At 68.6% G+C, this 21,069-nt stretch carries 11 protein-coding genes and 1 tRNA gene; 4 read left to right on the forward strand and 8 right to left on the reverse strand.

The genetic code is table 11. The features are described 5' to 3' along the window. Window positions 1-6: 6 nt before the first annotated feature. The 6 genes from J7357_RS20170 to J7357_RS20195 all read right to left on the reverse strand — a co-directional run bounded on the left by J7357_RS20170 (window position 7) and on the right by J7357_RS20195 (window position 13,487). Window positions 7-1,011, reverse strand: coding sequence for a P63C domain-containing protein (locus tag J7357_RS20170; RefSeq protein ID WP_209249252.1), 1,005 nt, complete (start codon window positions 1,009-1,011; stop codon window positions 7-9). Between the two features lie 201 nt (window positions 1,012-1,212). Next, window positions 1,213-1,288 (reverse strand) — tRNA-Ile (locus tag J7357_RS20175). A 351-nt stretch (window positions 1,289-1,639) separates the two neighbouring features. Beyond that, window positions 1,640-3,823, reverse strand: coding sequence for a 1,4-alpha-glucan branching protein GlgB (gene glgB, locus J7357_RS20180; protein ID WP_209249254.1), 2,184 nt, complete (start codon window positions 3,821-3,823; stop codon window positions 1,640-1,642). Beyond that, window positions 3,820-7,173: a maltose alpha-D-glucosyltransferase gene (treS, locus tag J7357_RS20185; protein WP_209249256.1), complete on the reverse strand. Its 3,354-nt coding sequence runs from the start codon at window positions 7,171-7,173 to the stop codon at window positions 3,820-3,822. The genes glgB and treS overlap by 4 nt, the downstream gene beginning before the upstream one ends. Then, entirely contained in the window at window positions 7,170-10,271 is a 3,102-nt protein-coding gene (locus tag J7357_RS20190) for a maltotransferase domain-containing protein (protein WP_244667705.1), read from the reverse strand. The genes treS and J7357_RS20190 overlap by 4 nt, the downstream gene beginning before the upstream one ends. 864 nt (window positions 10,272-11,135) lie before the next feature. Beyond that, window positions 11,136-13,487, reverse strand: a complete 2,352-nt coding sequence (locus tag J7357_RS20195) for a GH92 family glycosyl hydrolase (RefSeq protein ID WP_209249260.1) — start codon at window positions 13,485-13,487, stop codon at window positions 11,136-11,138. Between the two features lie 132 nt (window positions 13,488-13,619). Between J7357_RS20195 and J7357_RS20200 the strand changes: the two genes are divergently transcribed. From J7357_RS20200 to J7357_RS20210, 3 genes are all read left to right on the forward strand, one after another. Next, the gene (locus tag J7357_RS20200; RefSeq protein ID WP_209249262.1) at window positions 13,620-14,669 is read left to right on the forward strand and encodes a LacI family DNA-binding transcriptional regulator; all 1,050 of its coding nucleotides are present in this window, start codon (window positions 13,620-13,622) and stop codon (window positions 14,667-14,669) included. Beyond that, window positions 14,666-15,970, forward strand: coding sequence for a sugar MFS transporter (locus J7357_RS20205; RefSeq protein ID WP_209249264.1), 1,305 nt, complete (start codon window positions 14,666-14,668; stop codon window positions 15,968-15,970). The genes J7357_RS20200 and J7357_RS20205 overlap by 4 nt, the downstream gene beginning before the upstream one ends. A 90-nt stretch (window positions 15,971-16,060) precedes the next feature. Continuing rightward, entirely contained in the window at window positions 16,061-17,347 is a 1,287-nt protein-coding gene (locus J7357_RS20210; protein ID WP_209249266.1) for an AGE family epimerase/isomerase, read from the forward strand. A gap of 182 nt (window positions 17,348-17,529) precedes the next feature. On the opposite strand, the gene rpoD is transcribed toward J7357_RS20210, so the two are convergent. Continuing rightward, window positions 17,530-19,392, reverse strand: coding sequence for an RNA polymerase sigma factor RpoD (rpoD, locus tag J7357_RS20215; protein ID WP_048490828.1), 1,863 nt, complete (start codon window positions 19,390-19,392; stop codon window positions 17,530-17,532). A gap of 114 nt (window positions 19,393-19,506) precedes the next feature. Continuing rightward, window positions 19,507-19,947 (reverse strand): D-aminoacyl-tRNA deacylase, encoded by a 441-nt coding sequence (gene dtd / locus J7357_RS20220; RefSeq protein WP_209249268.1) that lies wholly within the window; start codon window positions 19,945-19,947, stop codon window positions 19,507-19,509. A gap of 188 nt (window positions 19,948-20,135) precedes the next feature. Between dtd and J7357_RS20225 the strand changes: the two genes are divergently transcribed. Next, the gene (locus J7357_RS20225; RefSeq protein WP_209249270.1) at window positions 20,136-21,050 is read left to right on the forward strand and encodes a lauroyl acyltransferase; all 915 of its coding nucleotides are present in this window, start codon (window positions 20,136-20,138) and stop codon (window positions 21,048-21,050) included. Window positions 21,051-21,069 lie beyond the last annotated feature (19 nt).

The following is a 21,069-nucleotide window of genomic DNA, read 5'->3' on the forward strand; positions in this document are numbered from 1 at the left end:
TATCCACTAGAAGGGAAATGATCCTTGGCCATGTACCTTTTCGGCGATAAACTTTTCGTACTCGGATCGGCTGTTTGACACGCTCGCTATACCAATGATCTTGCCAACCTGTGTCCGAAGCGCTTTGACTCCTACCTCAGAAAGGAACTGATGAATTTTGTTCCCTGGCTCACCTTTTGCGGCTTTGCTGCTTTTTGCCAGATCAAACACCTTTCCTTGGCTGTTGGCCAGCGGTTTGTAGATGTGATCGATCGTGAGATAGCGGAATTCCCAAGGGCGGCCTCGCTCCGGCTTAGCAAGCCCATAGAGTCGATACCACTGTTCGTAAAGCTCTGGTGAGAATTCTCTCTCGTACTCACGTGCCTCTTCCCGGACGTACATCTTGTACGCCTCGATGATTTCTTCCTTGGTTCGGTCGTAGCCAGCAAGGGCATACACAAGCCCTTCGATACCTGCCTTCGCCGAAGCGCTCATGATGATCTGAGCTTGACGAGCCATGGGCCTCTGCCGCTCCGACAGGCGCCCTTCCAGATCGGCAGAAATGATTGCCTTGCAGATATCGATCAGCAGCGTTACGTCATAGCCGTTGCCCTCAACAACTAGGTTCTCGGTGCCGACGGGGCGCCATTGAAATTTAAGAGGTTTTTCAAGTTTTTGGAGCAGCTCGGCACCGACAAAGGAGGCCATCACTCGGCCGTTGGCGAACTTCCGGATTGAATCGCCGCGGGCGCTCAGCCCAATGGCTTCGCCCATGCCAGTCTGTGTGATCACTGCCGTCTTCTTGGCGTCATTAAGCACATAGCAGTCTACGTCCAAGCCAAATTCCTGCTTGAAGGAGCCTTTGTGCGTAGCTCGCAAACCCCAACGCGCAGCACTACCTTTCTTCGCCCTCGCCGTTCTTTCATCTGCCGTCATCTTATTAGCAACGGCAACGCCCCCTTTCGCTCGCCCAGACCCAGAAGATGCCACCTTTGCCGGATTTTTTTTAGCCATTGCAAGCATCTCGCGCATTGTTATGCTTGCATAATCCGAGAACTGCAGAGCAAAAGCAAGCACAAGAAAAATTTATTTGCTTGCTTCAATAGCCTGAACACGGAGCACAGACAGGTGCGAGCTACTGTGTGCACAAGCTAGCGCTCGCTGGACAGATGGCACCGACAGGAGTCCGCGGGTTACACCAAGGGCCCTAGAGGAGCAAGTCATTGAATTAACTGGTGGGCCCACCAGGATTCGAACCTGGAACCAAAGGATTATGAGTCCTCTGCTCTAACCGTTGAGCTATAGGCCCGGACGCGTCCGGAGCGGGCGGGCGATGCGTCGGCCGCCGGCTTGGCGCCTCTGGCGTGCATGCAGAGGAAGGCGCCGAGGCGGGCGTGAGTTTACCGGTCGGGGAGGTGGGCTGTCTGCCCGGGGCGGTAGACGGGGCCGAGAATTGCTCTCGCCTGTGGCCTCAGCGAACTGAGCGCCAAGGACTGCACGTGATCGGTGCGCATCCTTGGCATCTCGGGTGCTTGCGGCTCGGGTGCCGACAGTGGATCGGGACAGCGTCGGGACTGAAGTCCCTCCCACAACAGCCGGCTTCTCTCCGAACAGCCGGCTGTTTCCGCCCTCTCGCCGCGGCCCCTTCTGCTTTCTCGCCCTACTCCTCGACCCCCAGCACCAGCACCGCCAGCGGCGGCACCGTCAGCACCAGCGACGCCGGATGCCCATGCGCACCGACGTTCTCGGCGCGCACGCTGCCGCCGTTGCCGGTGTTGCTGCCGCCGTAGATCTCGCTGTCGGAGTTGAGCAGTTCGCGCCAGCGGCCGGCGCGGGGTACGCCGATGCGGTAGCCGTGGTGCACCTGCGGGGTGAGGTTGGCCACCACCAGCAGCGGGGTGTCGCCGCTGCGGGCCTTGCGCAGGTAGGCGAACAGGCTGTTGCCGGCGTCGTCGCCGATGACCCAGGCGAAGCCTTCGGGTTCGTCGTCGCGGGCGTGCAGCGCCGGGTGTTCGGCGTAGAGGCGGTTGAGGTCGCGGACCAGGCGCTGGATGCCGCGGTGGTTGGGCTGGTCGAGCAGGTGCCAGGGCAGCGCGGCGTCGTGGTTCCACTCGGTGGGCTGGGCGATCTCGCAGCCCATGAACAGCAGTTTGCGCCCGGGGTGGGTGTACATATAGCCGAGGTAGGCGCGCAGGTTGGCGAAGCGCTGCCAGTCGTCGCCGGGCATGCGTCCGAGCAGGGAGCGCTTGCCGTGCACCACTTCGTCGTGGGAGATGGGGAGCATGAAGCGTTCGGAATACGCGTAGACCATGCTGAAGGTCATCTCGCCGTGGTGGTAGCGGCGGTAGATCGGGTCCAGTTCGATGTAGTGCAGGCTGTCGTGCATCCAGCCCATGTTCCACTTGTAGTCGAAGCCCAAGCCGCCGTGGGCGAGGTCGGCGGTGACGCCGGGCCAGGCGGTGGATTCTTCGGCGATGGTCATGGCGCCCGGCGCCTGCTCGGCCACCACCTGGTTGAGCCGGCGCAGGAAGGCGATGCTCTCGTAGTTCTCGCGGCCGCCGTGGATGTTAGGCACCCACTCGCCGGCGTTGCGGCTGTAGTCGCGGTAGAGCATGGAGGCGACGGCGTCCACGCGCAGGCCGTCGACGTGGTAGCGCTGCAGGAATTCCAGCGCGCTGGCGATCAGGAAGCCGGAGACTTCGCGACGGCCGTGGTTGTAGATCAGGGTGTTCCAGTCGCGGTGAAAGCCTTCGCGCGGGTCGGCGTGTTCGTACAACGCGGTGCCGTCGAAGTGGGCCAGGCCATGCGCGTCGGTGGGGAAGTGCGCCGGCACCCAGTCGACGATGACGCCGATGTCCTCGCGATGGCAGCGGTCGACGAAGCGGGCGAAGCCTTCCGGGCTGCCGAAGCGCGCGGTCGGCGCGAACAGGCCCAGCGGCTGGTAGCCCCAGGAGCCGCCGAACGGATGCTCGGTGACCGGCAGCAGTTCGATGTGGGTGAAACCCATGTCGGCCACGTAGGGAATCAGCCGCTCGGCCAGTGCGTCCCAGTCCAGCATGCTGCCATCGGCGGCGTGCATCCACGAGCCGGCGTGCACTTCGTACACGCTGATCGGCGCCTGCGGGGCGTGGCGGCGCGCGCGCGTGGCCATCCAGGCGTCGTCGCGCCATTGGAACGGCGTGGGGTCGGCGACGATGGAGGCAGTGCCGGGCGCGAGTTCGGCCTGGCGCGCGACCGGGTCGGCCTTGGCCGGCAGTTCTTCGCCGCGCGGGCCGCGCAACGCGAATTTGTAGCGCGCGCCGGGGCCGACACCCGGCACGAACAGCTCCCACACGCCGGCCTGGTGGCGCAGGCGCATGGGGTGGCGGCGCGCGTCCCAACTGTTGAAGTCGCCGATCACCGCCAGGCGCGAGGCGTTGGGCGCCCACACGGCGAAGCGGGTGCCGCGCTCGCCGTCGACCTCGACCACGTTGGCGCCCAGCGCATCGGCCAGGCGCAGGTGATGGCCTTCGGCGATCAGGTGCAGGTCGAAGTCGCTGAGTTGTGGGCCGAAGGCGTAGGCGTCGGCGGTGTCCTGCTCGCCGCCGGGCCAGCGGATGCGCAGGCGGTAGCTTCCTTCGCCCGGCAGTTCGGCTTGGAAGAAGCCTTCCGGCCCCTGCTGCAGCGGCACTTCGCTGCCGTCGTCCAGCACCGCCAGCACCGCGTCGGCGCCCGGCTGGTAGCTGCGCAGCACCCGCGCCTCGCCGAGGCGATGCGCGCCCAGCACGGCGAACGGGTCGCCATGACGGGCAGTGGCAAAGGCGCGTTGCGTCGCGTCGTCCCAGACGTGGACGGCATCACTCATCGAATCGACTCCTGGGGCGCGGGAAAGCGCTCGAGTATGCGCAACAGTCCCTGTATGGGCACCATGATCCATGCCGGGCGATTGGCGGCCTCGTAGCGGATTTCATAACTGGCTTTCTCGATCAGGAACAGCAAGGTGGTGGCCTCGAACGCGGCCGGTGCCACCCACGGGTGCGGGCTGGCGTCGAGCACGGCGCGGTAGGCGGCCAGGAACGCGGCGCTGGCGCGGCTGCGGAACGCGGCCAGGTATTGCTCCTGCGCGGTGTCCAGGCCGGCGCCGACGCGTGCGGCAGTGCCCTCCTCGCCGCGCGCGGAGACTTCGCTGGCGTAGTCGAGCGAGCGCAGGAAGCCGGCCACGTCGTGCAGCGGGCTGGCCTTGGCGCGGCGTTCGTCCAGCGACTTGGCCGGCTCGCCTTCGAAGTCGATCAGCACCACGTCGTCGAACGCGACCAGGATCTGGCCGAGGTGGAAATCGCCATGCACGCGGGTCAGCAGCGCGCCGGACAACAGCGATGGCGCCTGCTGCAGCCAGGCATCCAGGCGCGAACGCTCGGCCAGCAGGCTGTCCACCGCGGCATGTTCGGCCGGGTCGTCGTTGGCGTCGCGATGCGCGATGAGCGTGTCCCACATCGCCTGCACTTCGTGCACCACGCCATCCACCACCTGCTGCGCCGCGGCCGCGTCCACCGGCTGCGGCGCGAAGGCGGGCGCGTCGGTGGGTTGTGCCAGTACCGCGTGCAGCTCGGCCAGGCGTCGGCCGACCAGAGCGGCGAAGGCGTCGTAGCCGGCCACGCTCTCCAGCCGCGCGGCATCGTCCTGGGCGGCGTCGTATTCCTCGGCACCGCGGGACAAGTGGTCCAGCGTCCAACGCCAGGCGTCGCCCTGGTTGCGCACGAAGCCCTGCAGCAGCGCCAGCGTGGTCTCGCTGCCGTCGGCCTCGACGCGGGCGACATGCCCCAGCAGCGGCGCGGCGTTGGCATAGCCCAACGCGGTGAGGCGCTCGCCGATCTCGATCTCCGGATTGATGCCGGCCGACACGCGCCGCAGCAGCTTGAACACCGCCGCATCACCGACGATCAGCGAACTGTTGCTCTGCTCCGCCGACAACCAGCGGATCTCCGGATCTGCGGGGATGTCCACGCGCTGCAATGCGGGCGTCGGGCAGAAACGGATGCGCTCCGCGGTCGCTTCGGTGCCGGCCTCGCCGTCCACGCGCAGTTCCGCCTTGTCGCGCAATGCGGCGAGCATGCTCAGGGTGAAGGGCTTCAGCGCGAAGGCGTCGGTGAGGTAGCCGACCTCGCGACCGTGGCGCACGCGCGCCAGCGCCAGTTGCTCGGCCAGCACGCTCGGCTGATCGCGCTCCCAGACGATGCCCAGCGGCAGGATGTAGCGCTCGTGGGCGCCGTCGTCCAGCTCCGCCTCGATCTCCAGCAGGGTCAGGCCGTCGCCGCCGGACAGCGGCGTGCGCCGGGCGATGCGCACGCTGCGCAGCGCGCGGTCCTTGGCCGCGAACCAGCGCCGCGTGGACAGCCACGTCGGCAGGATGTCGCGCTCCAGCGTCGGCAGGTGCGGTTGCAGGCCGGCGCTGTCGGTTCCACTGCGCAGCACCAGGGTCTGGTAGTCGGGCAGCGGCACCGGCGCCGGCACATGCCAGTCCGGCAGCGTGGCATTGCCGACCAGTTGGAAGGCGTAGAAGCCGAACGCCGGCACGGTGAGCAGATAGGTCAGGCGCCCGATCGGCGGGAAGCTGCCGCCGCCGAGGATGTCCACCGGCACGCGGCCCTCGAACTCGGACAGGTCCAGTTCCACCGCCTGCAGCGTATGCGACAGGTTGGCCACGCACAGCACGGTCTCGTCCTCGTGGCAGCGCAGATAGGCGAGCAGGCGGCGGTTGCCCGGATACAGGAAGCGCAGCGCGCCGCGGCCGAAGGCGCGGTAGCGCTTGCGCACCGACAGCACGCGGCGGGTCCAGGTCAGCAGCGAGTACTGGTCGCGCTGTTGCGCTTCCACGTTGACCGCCTGGAAGCCGTACAGCGGATCCATGATCGGCGGCAGCACCAGGGCGGCGGGATCGGCGCGCGAGAAGCCGCCGTTGCGGTCGATCGACCATTGCATCGGCGTGCGTACGCCGTCGCGGTCGCCAAGATGGATGTTGTCGCCCATGCCGATCTCGTCGCCGTAGTACAGCACCGGCGTGCCGGGCATGGTCAGCAGCAGCGAGGTCATCAGTTCGATGCGGCGGCGGTCGCGCTCCAGCAGCGGCGCCAGGCGCCGGCGGATGCCGAGGTTGATGCGCGCGCGGCGGTCGGCCGCGTAGGTCTGCCATAGGTAGTCGCGCTCGGAGTCGGTGACCATCTCCAGGGTCAGCTCGTCGTGGTTGCGCAGGAAGATCGCCCACTGGCAACTCTCCGGGATCTCCGGGGTCTGGCGCATGATGTCGGTGATGGGGAAGCGGTCCTCGCGCGCGATCGCCATGTACATGCGCGGCATCAGCGGGAAGTGGAACGCCATGTGGCATTCGTCGGCGTTCTCGCCGAAGTACTGCTGGGTGTCTTCCGGCCACATGTTGGCTTCGGCCAGCAGCATGCGGTCGGGATATTCGGCATCGAGCGTGGCGCGGATGCGGCGCAGGATGGCGTGGGTCTCGGGCAGGTTCTCGTTGGAGGTGCCGTCGCGTTCGATCAGGTACGGCACCGCGTCCAGGCGCAGCCCGTCCACGCCCAGGTCCAGCCAGAAGCGCATCACTTCCAGCACCGCTTCCAGCACGGCCGGGTTGTCGAAGTTCAGGTCCGGCTGGTGCGAGTAGAAGCGGTGCCAGAAGTATTGGCCGGCCTCCGGATCCCAGGTCCAGTTGGACTTCTCGGTGTCGCAGAAGATGATGCGGGTGCCGGCATAGTCCTGGTCGCTGTCGGACCACACGTAGAACGCGCGTTCCGGCGAGCCGGCCGGGGCCATGCGCGCACGCTGGAACCAGGGATGCTGGTCGGAGGTGTGGTTGATCACCAGCTCGGTGACGATGCGGATGCCGCGCGCGTGCGCCTGCTCCACGAAGCGCTGGAAGTCGGCGATGCTGCCGTAGTCCGGATGCACCGCCATGTACTCGGCGATGTCGTAGCCGTCGTCGCGGCGCGGGCTGGGGTAGAACGGCAGCAGCCAGATGGTGTCCACCCCCAGGTCGGCGATGTAGTCGAGCTTGGAGATCAGCCCGGGGAAGTCGCCGATGCCGTCGTCGTTGGAGTCGAAGAAGGACTTGACGTGCACCTGGTAGATGATCGCGTCCTTGTACCAGCGCGCATCGCCGGCCGGTGCGCGCGGCTCGAGGTGTGGGGACGACGGCGCGGCGACATTCATGCAGGAGCTCCGGCGCGGATGCGCCACAGGGAGAACGGCCGCGACGGATCGAGGCGGATGTGTTGGGTCTTGCCGTGCCAGGCGAAGTCGTGGCCGTCCCACAGGTCGCGCACGGCGACGCTGGCGTGGTCGGGCAGGCCCAGTTCCCACAGCGGCACTTCGATCTGCGCGTTCTGCGCCGCATGCGGATCCAGGCTCACCGCCACCAGCACCAGGCTGCGGCTGCGCGCCAAGTGCGCGGCGTCGAGGAACTTGCCGAAGTACAGCACCTGGTCGTTTTGGGCCACGTAGAAGCGCGTGCCCAGGTGCGACTGCAGTTCCGGATGCTGGCGGCGCAGCAGGTTGAGGCGGGTGATCTCCTCGACGATGTCGCCCGGCGCGCGCTCCGGCCACACCCGCAACTGGTATTTCTCCGAGTCCAGGTATTCCTCCTTGCCCGGCAGCGGCGTGGCCTCGCACAGCTCGAAGCCCTGATACATGCCCCACAGCCCGGACAGCGTGGTGGCCAGCGCGGCGCGGATCAGGTGCCCGCTGCGCCCGCTGTGCTGCAGGAACAGCGGATTGATGTCCGGCGTGTTGACGAAGAAATGCGGGCGGAAGCACTCGCTGGGCGCGCCGCTGTTGAGCTCCTCGATGTAGGCCTGCAACTCAGCCTTGTGCTGGCGCCAGGTGAAGTAGGTGTAGGACTGCGAGAAGCCGACCTTGGCCAGCCGGTACATCGGCTTGGGCCGGGTGAAGGCCTCGGACAGGAACACCACCTGCGAATGGCGCCCGCGCACCTCGGCGATCAGCCATTCCCAGAACGGGAACGGCTTGGTGTGCGGGTTGTCGACGCGGAACAGGGTGACGCCTTCGTTGACCCAGAACAGCACGGCATCGCGCAGCGCGTTCCACAGCGCCGGCACCGCGCCGCTGGCGTAGAAGTCGACGTTGACGATGTCCTGGTATTTCTTCGGCGGGTTTTCCGCGTACGGGATGGAGCCGTCGGCGCGCCAGGTGAACCAGTCCGGATGGTCGCGCAGCCACGGATGATCCGGCGCGCACTGGATGGCGAAGTCCAGCGCCAGTTCCAGGCCGTGCTCGGCTGCAGCGGCACGCAGACGGCGAAAACCGTCGAGCCCGCCCAGCTCGGGATGCACCTCGGTATGCCCACCCTCGGCCGAGCCGATCGCATACGGGCTGCCGGGTTCACCCGGCTCGGCGGTCACCGCGTTGTTGCGGCCCTTGCGGTTCTTCTCGCCGATCGGATGGATCGGCGGCATGTACAGCACGTCGAAGCCCATGGCCTGGATGTGCGGCAACCGCGCGATCACGTCGTCGAAGGTGCCGTGGCGCTGCGGATCGCCGCTCTGCGAGCGCGGGAACAACTCGTACCAACTGGCGAAGTGCGCGGCGCGGCGCTCGGCCTCGACCCGGAAGGTCATCGGGTATTCGGTGCGAAACGGCTTGGCGTCGGCGCGCGCCATCGCGTCGGCGGTGTCGGGTTCGAGCAGCAGCTGCGCCTTCTCGGCCAGGTCGTCGGTGCGGGCGATGCGGGTGGCGATGGCTTTCAAGCGCGTCGCCAACGCGCCGCGGCTGCGCCCACGCGCCGCCTCGACCTGGGCCAGGGCCTCCTGCACATCCACCGGCAGCAGCGTGCCGGCGGCGCGCTTCTTTTCCAGGTCGGCATGGATGGTGGCGTACACATCGCGCCAGGCTTCGATGCGGAACTCGTAGCGGCCCAGGCGCTGCAGCGGGAACTCGCCGCGCCAGCGGTCGTTGCCGAGCGCGCGCATCGGCGCGCTCGACCAGGTGCGCGCATCGGCGGCGCGCCACAGCAGGGCCACGGCGATGCGATCGTGACCGTCGCAGAACGCATCGGCTTCCACGCACACGCGGTCGCCGACCGTGCGCTTGACCGGAAAGCGGCCGTCGTCCACCGACGGCGTCACCGCCTCGATGCACACCCGCGCCTCGCCCGCGGCGACCTCGGCCGGCGTGCGTGCCCGTGCCGCGGTCAGCACCGGACGCGCCGGCAGGCTGCGGTAGATGCGCACCTCGCCCGCTTCCAGCGTCCCACCCTGCTCGCCCTGGATCGGCTCGCCGTGGTCGCTAAGCAGGCCCTCGCTGTCGCCGAGCAGGCGCAGCAGCGCCGGCCCGGGCACCGGCAGCAGGTGGTCACGGTCGCTGTTGAGCAGCACCAGCCACGGCGCGGCGTCCAGCGGCTCCACCGCCACCGCGGTGAGCGCGCCGTCGCGCAGCAGCGGGCGCAGGCGCAGCGCTGCGGTGGCGTCGGGCAACGACGCAGCCGACGTGGACGCATCGCCCTCGGAGGTGCCGTGCTGCGCAGGCGCGGGCTGCCCGTGTTCCGTCAATGTGTCCTGTGCTGAGATCGCCCAGGCCCCACCGAACGCGGCGGCCAGGCGCTGCCGCTGCGCGCGCGGCAAGGGCAGCGGCGTATCCGAGGCCGTCTCGGCGTCGACGGTGGCGACCACGCAACGCGCCAGCGCACGCAGGGCGCTGTCCTCGTCGAAGAACCAGTCACCGCGGCCGTCCCACCAGGCCAGCGAAGAGAACGCGGCATCGAAACCGGCGCCGGCCAGCCCGCGCAAGGCGTCCAGGCCCAATCCAGGCGTCCAGGCCAGCAGCCGCGCCTGCGGCGCCTGTGCGTGGACCTCGTCGATCAGCGTGCGCCACAACGGCGCCGGAACGCGCTCTGGCTGCAGCACGCGGAAGCCGGCCACGCCGCTGCGCAGCCAGTCGACCAGGCGCGCACTCCACCACTGCGCCAGACCCGCCCCTTCTTCGGCGGAGGCGAAGCGGCCCACCGCAATGTCCGCCGCGGCGCGTTCGGCGCGCGGATCCGGCAGCGCCGAGCTGCGCGCGCGAAACCAGTGTGGGTGCTCCTGCAGCAGGCGGCTGCCGCCGCCGATCTCGTCGATGCGCAGATCCAGCAGCACGCGCAACCCATGCTGCTCGGCCCGCTGCAGCCATTGGCGCAACTGTGTCTGACCCGCCGCGTCGTCGGCTGCGGGGTCGTGCAGACGGCCTTGCGCATCCTGTGCGAACGGATTGGGCAAGACGATGTGATCGCAGCCCTGTGCCTGCGCCGCCGCCATGGCCGCGTCCAGCGCGGCCGCATCGTGAGGAGGAAAGAGGGACAGCAGGCAGACATGCATTCGGAAGATCCCGTTCGACGAATGAGAAGGACACGTCGCCTCTGCGCGCCGTTGCCGGCAGCGCCGATCGCGCCGTCGCATGGCAGCGGCATCGGAATGGGATGGGCCTGCACGCGGTCGCGCTTCGACAACCCGCGACGGTGCCGGCGCACCCGGTCCGCGCGATGCGATGCAGCCGCGCTACAAGACCACGAACGCCGCAAATGGAATGTGTGGATGACATTAAATACGCGTGCATGTGATGCGACGCGGGGTGACGGGGCGTAGCGGCGCACGCTGCGCGATGCCAAACGCAATGCAGGTCACGCCGAATTCACGCGATGCTGACGCTCGCGCTTGCGTCGCGCACGAGGCCTCAGCGCGGCGCGGCGCAGAGGCCGTGGCCGTGGCCGTCATCCATGCTCAGACTCACGCCAGCGCGGCTTCAACGCTTCTCCGACCTTGCTGCCGCTACACCCCAACCGGATGCCGCTGGCGCTTTGGGAGCTAACTGTCATGCTGCCGCGACACGCGAAGTGCTGTGCTTTCCGATGGCGCAATGCGTCGGGACTGAAGTCTCTCCCACAGTGCACCCGGCAGGCTCGCCGCAAGCCCCTGTGGGAGCGACTTCAGTCGCGACGAGTGAAGCCATCCGATGCAAGATTGCTACAGCAGTCGGGACGGAAGTCCCTACCACAGTGCACCGGGCGGGCTCGCCGCAAGCCTCAGTGGAGCGGCTTCAGCCGACAGAGTTCGACCGGGAATGCCCTGTCGCGGCTGAAGCCGCTCTTACGGGACATCTCCCGGAAATAGGTGGAGCGCCCTTCATTCGCTCATCGAATAGGCGCGCTCGGCGCCGGCCGCCGCCCACGCGGTGTTGGGCGTGGCCTGCAGGGTGAAGCGCAGTTCGCCGCCGGCCATGAGTTCCTCGTGGCGCAGGAACGCACGGTTCAGCGGCCGCCCGTTGAGCGTGACGCTGCCGACGTAGGGATGCGCATCGTCCAGGCCGTCGGCGATCACCGTGAAGCGCTTGCCGTTGGGCAGCGCCAGGGTGGCGCGCGGCAGGAACGGGCGGCCGAGGATGTACTGGTTGCTGGCCGGCGCCACCGGGTAGAAGCCGAGCGCGGTGAACACGTACCAGGCCGACATCTGCCCCATGTCGTCGTTGCCGGCCAGCCCGTCCGGGCGCGCCGCATACTGGCTGCGCATGATCTGCTGCAGCCGCGCCTGGGTACGCCACGGCTGCCCGGCATAGGCATACAGATAGGCGACGTGGTGGCTGGGCTCGTTGCCGTGCGCGTACCAGCCGATCAACCCGGTGATGTCCTCCATGTGCGCGAACACCTTGGGATCGACCTTGGCGTCGAACACCTGGTCCAGCCGCGCCAGCAGCTTGTCGTCGCCACCATGCGCACGCGCCAGGCCGGCCACGTCCTGCGGCACGTACCAGGAGTACTGCCAGGCGTTGCCTTCGGTGTAGTCGGTGCCGTAGCCGCTGGCATCCGGATCGAACGGGGTGCGGAAGGCGCCGTCGCGCTTGCGCGCGCGCATGAAGCCGGTGTCCGGGTCGAAGGCGTTGCGCCAGTTGCCGGCACGCTTGGCGAAGGTGGCGGCGATCTCGCTGCGGCCCATCTCCTTGGCCATGCGCGCGATGGTCCAGTCGTCGAAGGCGTATTCCAGGGTCTTGGAGGCGGCCTCGCCTTCTTCGTCGATCGGCACGTAGCCGAGTTCGCGGTACTGGGCGATGCCGTCGTAGGGGCCGTAGTTGGCGCTGGCCACCATGGCCTTGAGCGCGGCGTCGGTGTCGTAGCCGCGGATGCCCTTCATGTACGCGTCGGCGATCACCGGCACCGCGTGGTAGCCGATCATGCACCAGGTCTCCAGGCCGTGGAACGCCCACACCGGCAGCACGCCGTAGGGACTTTCGCGCTGGTGTGCGAGCAGCGAGTTGACGATGTCGTTGGTGCGTTGCGGCGGCTGCACGATGGTCAGCAGCGGATGCAGCGCGCGGTAGGTGTCCCACAGCGAGAACGTCGAATAGTGGGTGTAGCCCTGCGCCTGGTGCACGGCATTGTCCGGCCCCCGGTAGCGGCCGTCGCTGTCCATGAACAGGGTCGGGCCGAGCAGGCTGTGGTACAGCGCGGTGTAGAACTGGGTGCGCTGCGCGGGCGGCGCCTCCACCTCCACCGCGCCCAGCGCCTGCGCCCATTGCGCCCGCGCCGCGCGGCGCACGCCATCGAAATCCCAGCCCGGCACCTCGGCGTCGAGATTGGCGATGGCGCTGTCCTCGCTGACCGGCGAGATCGCCACCTTGACCAGCAGCGGCCCGCGCAGGGCGTCGCCGAAGTCGAACGATCCCACCAGTTGCCGGCCTTCGATCTGCGCGCGCTGGGTGGGGTCGTTGTCGCCCGGCGGCGGGAAGCCTTTGTAGGGGATGTCCTGCTCGGTGTTGTGGAAGGCGTGGCCGCGCAGCGGCTGCGAGAAGCGCAGGGCGAAGTACAGCTGCCGCCCCGGCGCCCAGCCGCGGGTCTCGCGGAAGCCGGTGACGGTACCGTCGGCGCGCAGGCGCAGCCGCGACCAACTGATCTTGCCCGGGTAGTCGTACAGGCTGGTACGCAGGTCCACCAGTACGTGCGCCGGCTGGCCGGCCGGGTAGCTGTAGCGGTGCACGCCGACGCGCGCGCTGGCGGTGAGTTCGGCGCGGACCTTGTAGTCGTCCAGGGTCACCGCGTAGTAGCCCGGCTCGGCGCGCTCGTCGTCGTGGCGGAAGCGCGCGCTGTAGCCGCTGCCGGGTTTGTCCGGGTCGCCACGTTCCAGGCGCACCGCGCCGCTGATCGGCATCAACAGCACGTCGCCCAGGTCGGAGTGGCCGGTGCCGGAGAAATGTGTGTGCGAGAAGCCGACCAGGCTGCGGTCGTCGTAGCGGTAGCCCGCCGCCCAGCCGTAGGCGTCCTTGCGCGGCTGGATGCGCGTGTCCGGACTCAGCTGGACCATGCCGAACGGCACCGTGGCACCGGGATAGGTGTGGCCCTCGCCGCCGGTGCCGATGAAGGGGTCCACCGCGGCCACCGCGCGCTCGCCGGCCGTGGCGCCGGCTGCAGCGACGGCGGGTGCGGTCGGCCACAGCGCGGCCAGCAGCAGCGCGGCCGCGCCGCCCAGCTTCCTCGAGCTGCGCATGGCAGGCTCCCCGTATCGAATCGATCCAAACGGATAGCACAAAGCCCCGTCAATGCCTTGCTGCACTGCAAAATGCGGATCGGATCACGACGGCGCAGGATGAGCGACCTTTTTGAACCGGTCTAATGCGCCGTGGCGCCGTCTTCCGCCGACAAACGCGTCACCGTGTCCGACATCGCCGCCGCCTGCGGCGTGTCGCGGGCGACCGTGTCGCTGGTGCTGCGCAACAGCCCGCTGGTGCATGCGGACACGCGCGCGCGGGTGGCGGCGGAGATCGCCCGCCAGGGCTACGTCTACCACCGCGGCGCGGCCAGCCTGCGCGGCCGCGCGTCCAATGCGGTGGCGCTGGTGGTCAACGACCTGGCCAATCCGTTCTTCGCCGAGTTCGCCGGTGGCGTGGACGCGGCGCTGGCCGAGGCCGGCTACGTGATGCTGATGGGCAGCACCGGCGAATCGCCGGAGCGCCAGCAGACCGTGTTGGCCTCGCTGATCGAACACCACCCGGCGGCGATGATCCTCTCGCCCACCGAGAACACCGACGCGACGCGGCTGCGCCAGTTGCTGGGGCCACGCCTGCCGGTGCTGCTGTTCAACCGCGCGCTGGACGGCGACTGGCCGCTGCTGGCGCTGGACAACCGCCGCGGCGCGCGCCTGGCCACCGAGCACCTGCTGGCGCAGGGCCACCGCGCCATCGCCTTCTTCGGCGGCCACCGCCAGTCCAGTTCCTGCGCCGAGCGCCGCGCCGGCTACCGCGAGGCGCTGGCCGCCGCCGGCATCGCGGTGGACCCGGCGTGGCTGATCGAATGCGCGCCGACCCGGCTGGAAGCCGCGCGCCAGGCCGGCGCGCTGTGCGCGCGCGACCCGCTGCCGACCGCGCTGGTCTGCTACAACGACGTGGTCGCGCTGGGCCTGGCCAGCGGCCTGGCCGAACGTGGCCGCATCGCCGGCCGCGACTACGCGCTGATCGGCTTCGACGACATCCCCGAAGCCGCCGTCTCCACCCCGCCGCTGTCCACCGTCGCCGTCGCCCCGCGCGAGCGCGGCATGCAGGCCGCGCGCCTGGTGCTGGACGCGCTGCGCCACCGCCAGGCCCTGCCTGCGCTTACCATCGCCCCCGCCCGGCTGTGCCTGCGCGCCAGCAGCCGGGTCGCCCTCTCGCCCGTTCCCGGAGTCGCTGCATGAGCCGTCGCCCGCTGTCCAACACCGCCGCCATCGCGGTGGTCAGCATGATCTTCTTCACCTGGGGCGGCCTGACCAGCCTCAACGACGTGTTGATCCCGCATCTGAAAGCCGTGTTCCAGATGAACTACGCGCAGTCGATGCTCATCCAGTTCACCTTCTTCGGCGCCTACTTCCTGATGTCGGTGCCGGCCGGCGCGGTGGTGTCGCGGACCGGCTACAAGGCCAGCATCGTCATCGGCCTGGTGGTGGCGGCGATCGGCGCGGCGATGTTCTACCCGGCCGCGCGCCTGCCCTCCTATCCGCTGTTCCTGACCGCGTTGTTCGTGCTGGCCAGCGGCATTACCCTGCTGCAGGTGGCGGCCAATCCGTACATCAGCCTGATCGGCGCGCCGGAGAAGGCGCCGAGCCGGCTCAACTTTGCCCAGGCGCTGAACTCGCTGGGCACCACCGTGTTCCCGTGGCTGATCGGCCCGCTGATCCTGGCCGGCGCGGTGCTCGGCGCCGACCAGCTAGCGGCGATGAACCCCGAGCAGTTGTCCGCCTATCGGATCGAGCAGGCGCGATCGGTGGAAATCCCCTACCTGATGCTGGCCGGCGGCCTGCTGTTGCTGGCGGTGTTCGTGCTGGTGATGCGGGTGCCGTCGCTGCGCGAGGACAACGATGCCAGCACCGAATCGCATCACAGCTTCGCTGACGCGCTGAGCCACCCGCACCTGCTGTGGGGCGTGGTGGCGATCTTCATGTACGTGGGCGCGGAAGTGTCGATCGGCAGCTTCCTGATCAACTATATCTCCGGCCCCACCACCGGTGGCCTGACCGAAGCCGCTGCCAGCCACTATCTGCCGTTCTACTGGGGCGGCGCGATGGTCGGCCGCTTCGCCGGTGCGGCCCTGCTGCAGTTCGTCCCGGCACGCAAGCTGCTGGCGACCTTCGCCGGCATCGCCTCGCTGCTGCTGATCGCCACCATGCTCAGCACCGGCCATGTGGCGATGTGGAGCGTGATCGCGATCGGCCTGTTCAACTCGATCATGTTCCCGACCATCTTCACCGTGGCCATCGAGCGCCTGGGCGTGCTCACCAGCAAGGCCTCCAGCCTGCTGATCATGGGCATTGTCGGTGGCGCCCTGGTGCCACTGGCGCAGGGCGCGCTGGCCGACGCCATCGGCATCCAGCATGCCTTCGTGATCCCGCTGCTGTGCTACGCCTACATCGTCTGGTACGGCCTGCGTGGCTCGCGCCTGTCGGCGGAGCTGGCGGCGACCACGCCGACCACCGCGCCCACCGCGCGCGTGATGCACTGATCCGCCGATCCGTTCCCGGCACGGCGGCGCACACGCTGCCGCCGTGCGCCGCCGTCTTCCCTTCCCTCACCCAGCTCGCCAGCCAACCGCATGAACCTGCCCGCCACGCCCCTGCCCGACTTCGCCGACGCCGCCGTCCTGCGCGCGCACATCGCCGACACCATGGCCTTCTACCACCCGCGCGCGATCGACCCGGCGGGCGGTTTCTTCCACTATTTCCGCGACGACGGCAGCGTGTACGACGCCGGCCATCGCCACCTGGTCAGCAGCACCCGCTTCGTCTTCAACTACGCGATGGCGGCGATCGAGTTCGCCGACTCGCCGCTGGCCGCCGAGTACCTGGACGCCGCGCGCCACGGCCTGCGCTACCTGCGCGAGGTGCACCGCGATACCGCCAGCGGCGGCTACGTGTGGACCCTGCGCGACGGCGTGGCCGAGGACCGCACCCAGCACGCCTACGGCGCCGCCTTCGTGCTGCTGGCCTACGCCACCGCGAAGAAGGCCGGCCTGGACACCGACGCGTGGATGGACGAGACCTGGCAGTTGCTGGAAACCCGCTACTGGGATGCCGCCGCCGGCCTGTACCGCGACGAGGCCACGCCGGAGTGGACGTTCTCCAGCTACCGCGGCCAGAACGCCAACATGCACCTGTGCGAAGCACTGATCGCCGCCTACGAGGCCAGCGCCGAGCCGCGCTACCTGCAGCGCGCGCTGCTGCTGGCCGACCACATCACCCGCCGCCAGGCGGCGTTGGCCGGTGGCCTGGTGTGGGAGCACTACGACGCCGACTGGCAGGTGGACTGGGACTACAACCGCGACAACCCCAAGCACCTGTTCCGGCCATGGGGCTTCCAGCCCGGCCACCAGGTCGAGTGGTCCAAGCTGCTGGTGCTGCTGCACGGGCACCTGCAGGCGTCCACCGGCACCGCGCCGGCGTGGCTGCTGCCGACGGCGCGGCACCTGTTCGACACCGCCCTGGCGCACGGCTGGGACGCGCAGCATGGCGGCATCGTCTACGGCTTCGCCTCCGGCACCGAAGAGGCGCCGGTGGTCGGCGTGCCGGACGTGGCCGCGGCGCCGACCTACTTCTGCGACGACGACAAGTACTTCTGGGTGCAGGCCGAAGCCATCGCCGCGGCCTCGCGGCTGCTGGCCGCCACCGGCGATGCGGCGTATCGCGCCGCCTACGACAGGCTGTGGGCGTACTCCTGGGAGCACCTGGTCGACCACCGCTACGGCGCCTGGTTCCGCATCCTCAGCCGCGACAACCGCAGCTACAGCGACGAGAAGAGCCCGGCCGGCAAGACCGACTACCACACCATGGGCGCCTGCCACGACGTGCTGGCGGTGATGCGCGGCAGCAAGGCGTTCGCGTAAGCGGATGCGACCTGCACAGGGGCGCCGGCGATCCGGCGCCGTATGTGTCGGTCGTAGGAGCGGCCGGGCGGCGGCGCCGCGTCACATGGCAGCATCCACACGCAAGGTAGCGGCTCACTCTTCCACGCACAAAAAAGCCCCGCACGTGGCGGGGCTTTTTCGTTGCCGCGAACCGCGCTCGATCAGTCGATATCGAGGAAGCTGCGCAGCTGTTCCGAGCGGCTCGGGTGACGCAGCTTGCGCAGCGCCTTGGCCTCTATCTGGCGGATGCGCTCGCGAGTGACATCGAACTGCTTGCCGACTTCCTCGAGGGTGTGGTCGGTGTTCATGTCGATGCCGAAGCGCATGCGCAGCACCTTGGCTTCCCGCGGGGTGAGGCCGGCCAACACGTCGCGCACGGTCTCGGACAGGTTGATGTTGGTGGTGTTCTCGATCGGGGACTCCACGTTGGTGTCCTCGATGAAGTCGCCCAGATGCGAATCCTCGTCGTCGCCGATCGGGGTTTCCATCGAGATCGGCTCCTTGGCGATCTTCATCACCTTGCGGATCTTGTCCTCGGGCATGTCCATTTCCTTGGCCAGCTCCTCCGGGGTGGCCTCGCGGCCGTACTGCTGGAGCATCTGCCGGGAAATGCGGTTCAACTTGTTGATCGTCTCGATCATGTGCACCGGGATGCGGATGGTGCGCGCCTGGTCGGCGATCGAGCGGGTGATCGCCTGGCGGATCCACCAGGTGGCGTAGGTCGAGAACTTGTAGCCGCGGCGGTACTCGAACTTGTCCACCGCCTTCATCAGGCCGATGTTGCCTTCCTGGATCAGGTCGAGGAACTGCAGGCCGCGGTTGGTGTACTTCTTGGCGATGGAGATCACCAGGCGCAGGTTGGCCTCGACCATCTCCTTCTTGGCCTTGCGCGCCTTGGCTTCGCCGTAGGCCATGGCGCGGCTGATTTCCTTCAGCTCGGCCAGGCTCAGGTAGGTGGCCTGCTCCACCGCCACGGTGGCTTCCTGCTCGGCGATGATCTGGTCCTTGACGTCGCGCAGCGCCGACGACCACTTCTGCTTGCGCTTGAGCGCGTCGTCGACCCAGGCCACGTTGGTCTGGTTGCCTTCCCAGGAACGGATGAAGTCCTTGCGCGGCATGCGTGCCACGTGGGTGGCCAGGTGCAGCACGCGGCGCTCGTGGTCCTTGACCTGGGCCATGGTGTCGCGCAGCTTGCGCACCAGCACGTCGGTCAGCGGCAGCGGCAGCTTCAGGGTGACGAACACCTCGGCGATGTCGTTGCGCAGCTTGGTGACCAGCTTGTGCTCGGCGCCGTTCTTGGCGTGGGCCTTCTTGAACTTGGCGTACTCGGTGGCCAGCACTTCCATGCGCCGCGCGACCTCGGCCGGATCCGGACCGGTCGGGCCAGCGTCCTCTTCGGCGGTGTCGACGTCGTCGTCGTCATCCTCGTCGGCATCGGCATCGGTGGCGCTGTCGTCGTCGGACACCGCGACCGGCGGCGCCGGCTCTTCCTCGATCAGGTCGTTGAAGCCGACCACGATCTCGGCCAGGCGCTTCTTGCCTTCCTTGTGCTGTTCGTAGTCCTCGAGCAGGGTCTCCACCGCCAGCGGGAACGCGCCCAGCGCGGCCTGCACCTGGCCGAGGCCTTCCTCGATGCGCTTGGCGATGGCGATCTCGCCTTCACGGGTCAGCAGTTCTACTGTGCCCATCTCGCGCATGTACATGCGCACCGGGTCGGTGGTACGGCCGCCTTCGGTGTCGAGCGCGGTCAGCGCCGCGGCGGCTTCTTCGGCCGCGGTGTCGTCGACTTCGCGGTTGCCGGTGTTGCCGTCGTTGAGGAGCAGGGTTTCGGCATCGGGCGCAACTTCATGGACATCGATGCCCATGCCGTTGATCATGCCGATGATGTCTTCGATCTGTTCTGGGTCGACCAGATCGTCGGGAAGATGGTCGTTGACTTCCGCGTAGGTCAGATAGCCCTGTTCCAGGCCCTTGCTGATCAGTTGCTTGATGTCGGATTGCTGGGCAGGACGTTCGTTGGCCATGAGTGCTCGCGCCACCGGCAGGTAGGTGAATGAGTGAACCTAGCATTATAACAGCCCGGACCGCCGCTTGCCGGACGAGGAGCCTGAACGGCTCCGCCAGGAACGCGCCGGCGTCTACGGCCGGAGCAGGAAAGTGACCGGGCCGTCGTTGACCAGGCTGACGACCATATGGGCACCGAAGCGACCGGTTTCCACCCCTGGCGGGTGCTGCGCGCGGCACACCTCCACCAATCGGTTGAAGCAGCGTTCAGCCTCCGCCGGCGGCGCCGCGGTGGTGAAACTCGGCCGCATGCCGGAGCCGGTATCGGCGGCCAGGGTGAACTGGCTGACCAGCAGCAGGCCGCCGCCGGTGTCGCGCAGGGAGCGGTTCATGCGGCCGCTGGCGTCGGAGAACACCCGGTAGCCGAGCAGGCGCTCGGCCATGCGCCGGATCCTGGCCTCGTCGTCGCCCGGCTCCACCGCCACCAGCGCCAGCAGGCCGGGGCCGATCTGGCCCACGACCTCGCCATCGACGCTGACCGAGGCCTGGGTGACGCGTTGGATCAGCGAGAGCATTGGGCGGGGATTGGGGATTGGGGATTGGGGATTAGGGATTCGTCATTGGTCGCGCCGCGACGAACGGTTGCGATCGTGCGGCATCATCGCCGAATGGGGGAGATTGAGAAAGCGACAAGGCACGCAGGCGGCGCGATCCGCGACACCCGTCGGGCAGGCCAGATGCGCCGAGCGGATAAACTGGGCCGATGAAACCCGCCACGCTCGCTTCTCTGCTGTATCGCTGCGCCGCCGCCGTGGCGCGCCTGCCGTGGCCGTGGCTGCGCCGCCTGGCCGACGGCCTGGCCGGGCTGTGGCTGCGCCTGGACGCGCGCGAGAGCCGGGTGGTCCGGCGCAACCTGGAGCTGGCCTATCCGGAGCTGCTGCCCAGCGAGCGCGTCGCCCTGCAGCGCGACGTGCTGCGCTCGACCGCGCGGCAGGCGTTCGAGACCCTGGCGCTGTGGACCCGGCCACCGGAACAGAACCTGGCGCGGCTGCGCCTGCGCCACGGCCAGGAGTTGTACGACGCGGCGCTGGCCGCCGGCCGCGGGGTGATCGTGGCCGCGCCGCATTTCGGCAACTGGGAGCTGCTCAACCAGTGGCTGGCCTCGCGCGGCGACATCGCCATCGTCTACCGGGCGCCGGAGTCGGCGGTCGGCGATGCCTTCCTGCAGTTGGTGCGCAGCGGCGAACGGGTGCGCCAGGTGCGCGCCGAGGGCCCGGCGGTGCGGCAGTTGTTCAAGACGCTCAAGGACGGCGGCGCGGTCGGCATCCTGCCCGACCAGCAGCCCAAGGCCGGCGACGGCGTGTTCGCACCGTTCTTCGGCGTGCCGGCGCTGACCATGACCCTGGTCAACCGCCTGGCCGAGCGCACCGGCGCCACCGTGCTGTTCGCCTGGTGCGAGCGCGTCGGCAACGACCTGGAGTTCGCCCTGCACGTGCAGCCGGCGCCGCCGGACATCGCCGATGCCGACCCGCTGCGCGCGGCCACCGCGCTCAACGCGGGCGTGGAGCGGGTGGCGCGGCGCGATCCGGCGCAGTACCAGTGGACCTACAAGCGCTACACCCTGCGCCCGGACCCGGCCGAGCCCAATCCCTACGCCACCGAGCGCCATCCGCACTAGCGCGTTCGCCCGAGGCGGA

The sequence above is a fragment of the Xanthomonas sp. D-109 genome, from assembly GCF_017746095.1.
GTDB classification, from domain to species: domain Bacteria; phylum Pseudomonadota; class Gammaproteobacteria; order Xanthomonadales; family Xanthomonadaceae; genus Xanthomonas_A; species Xanthomonas_A sacchari.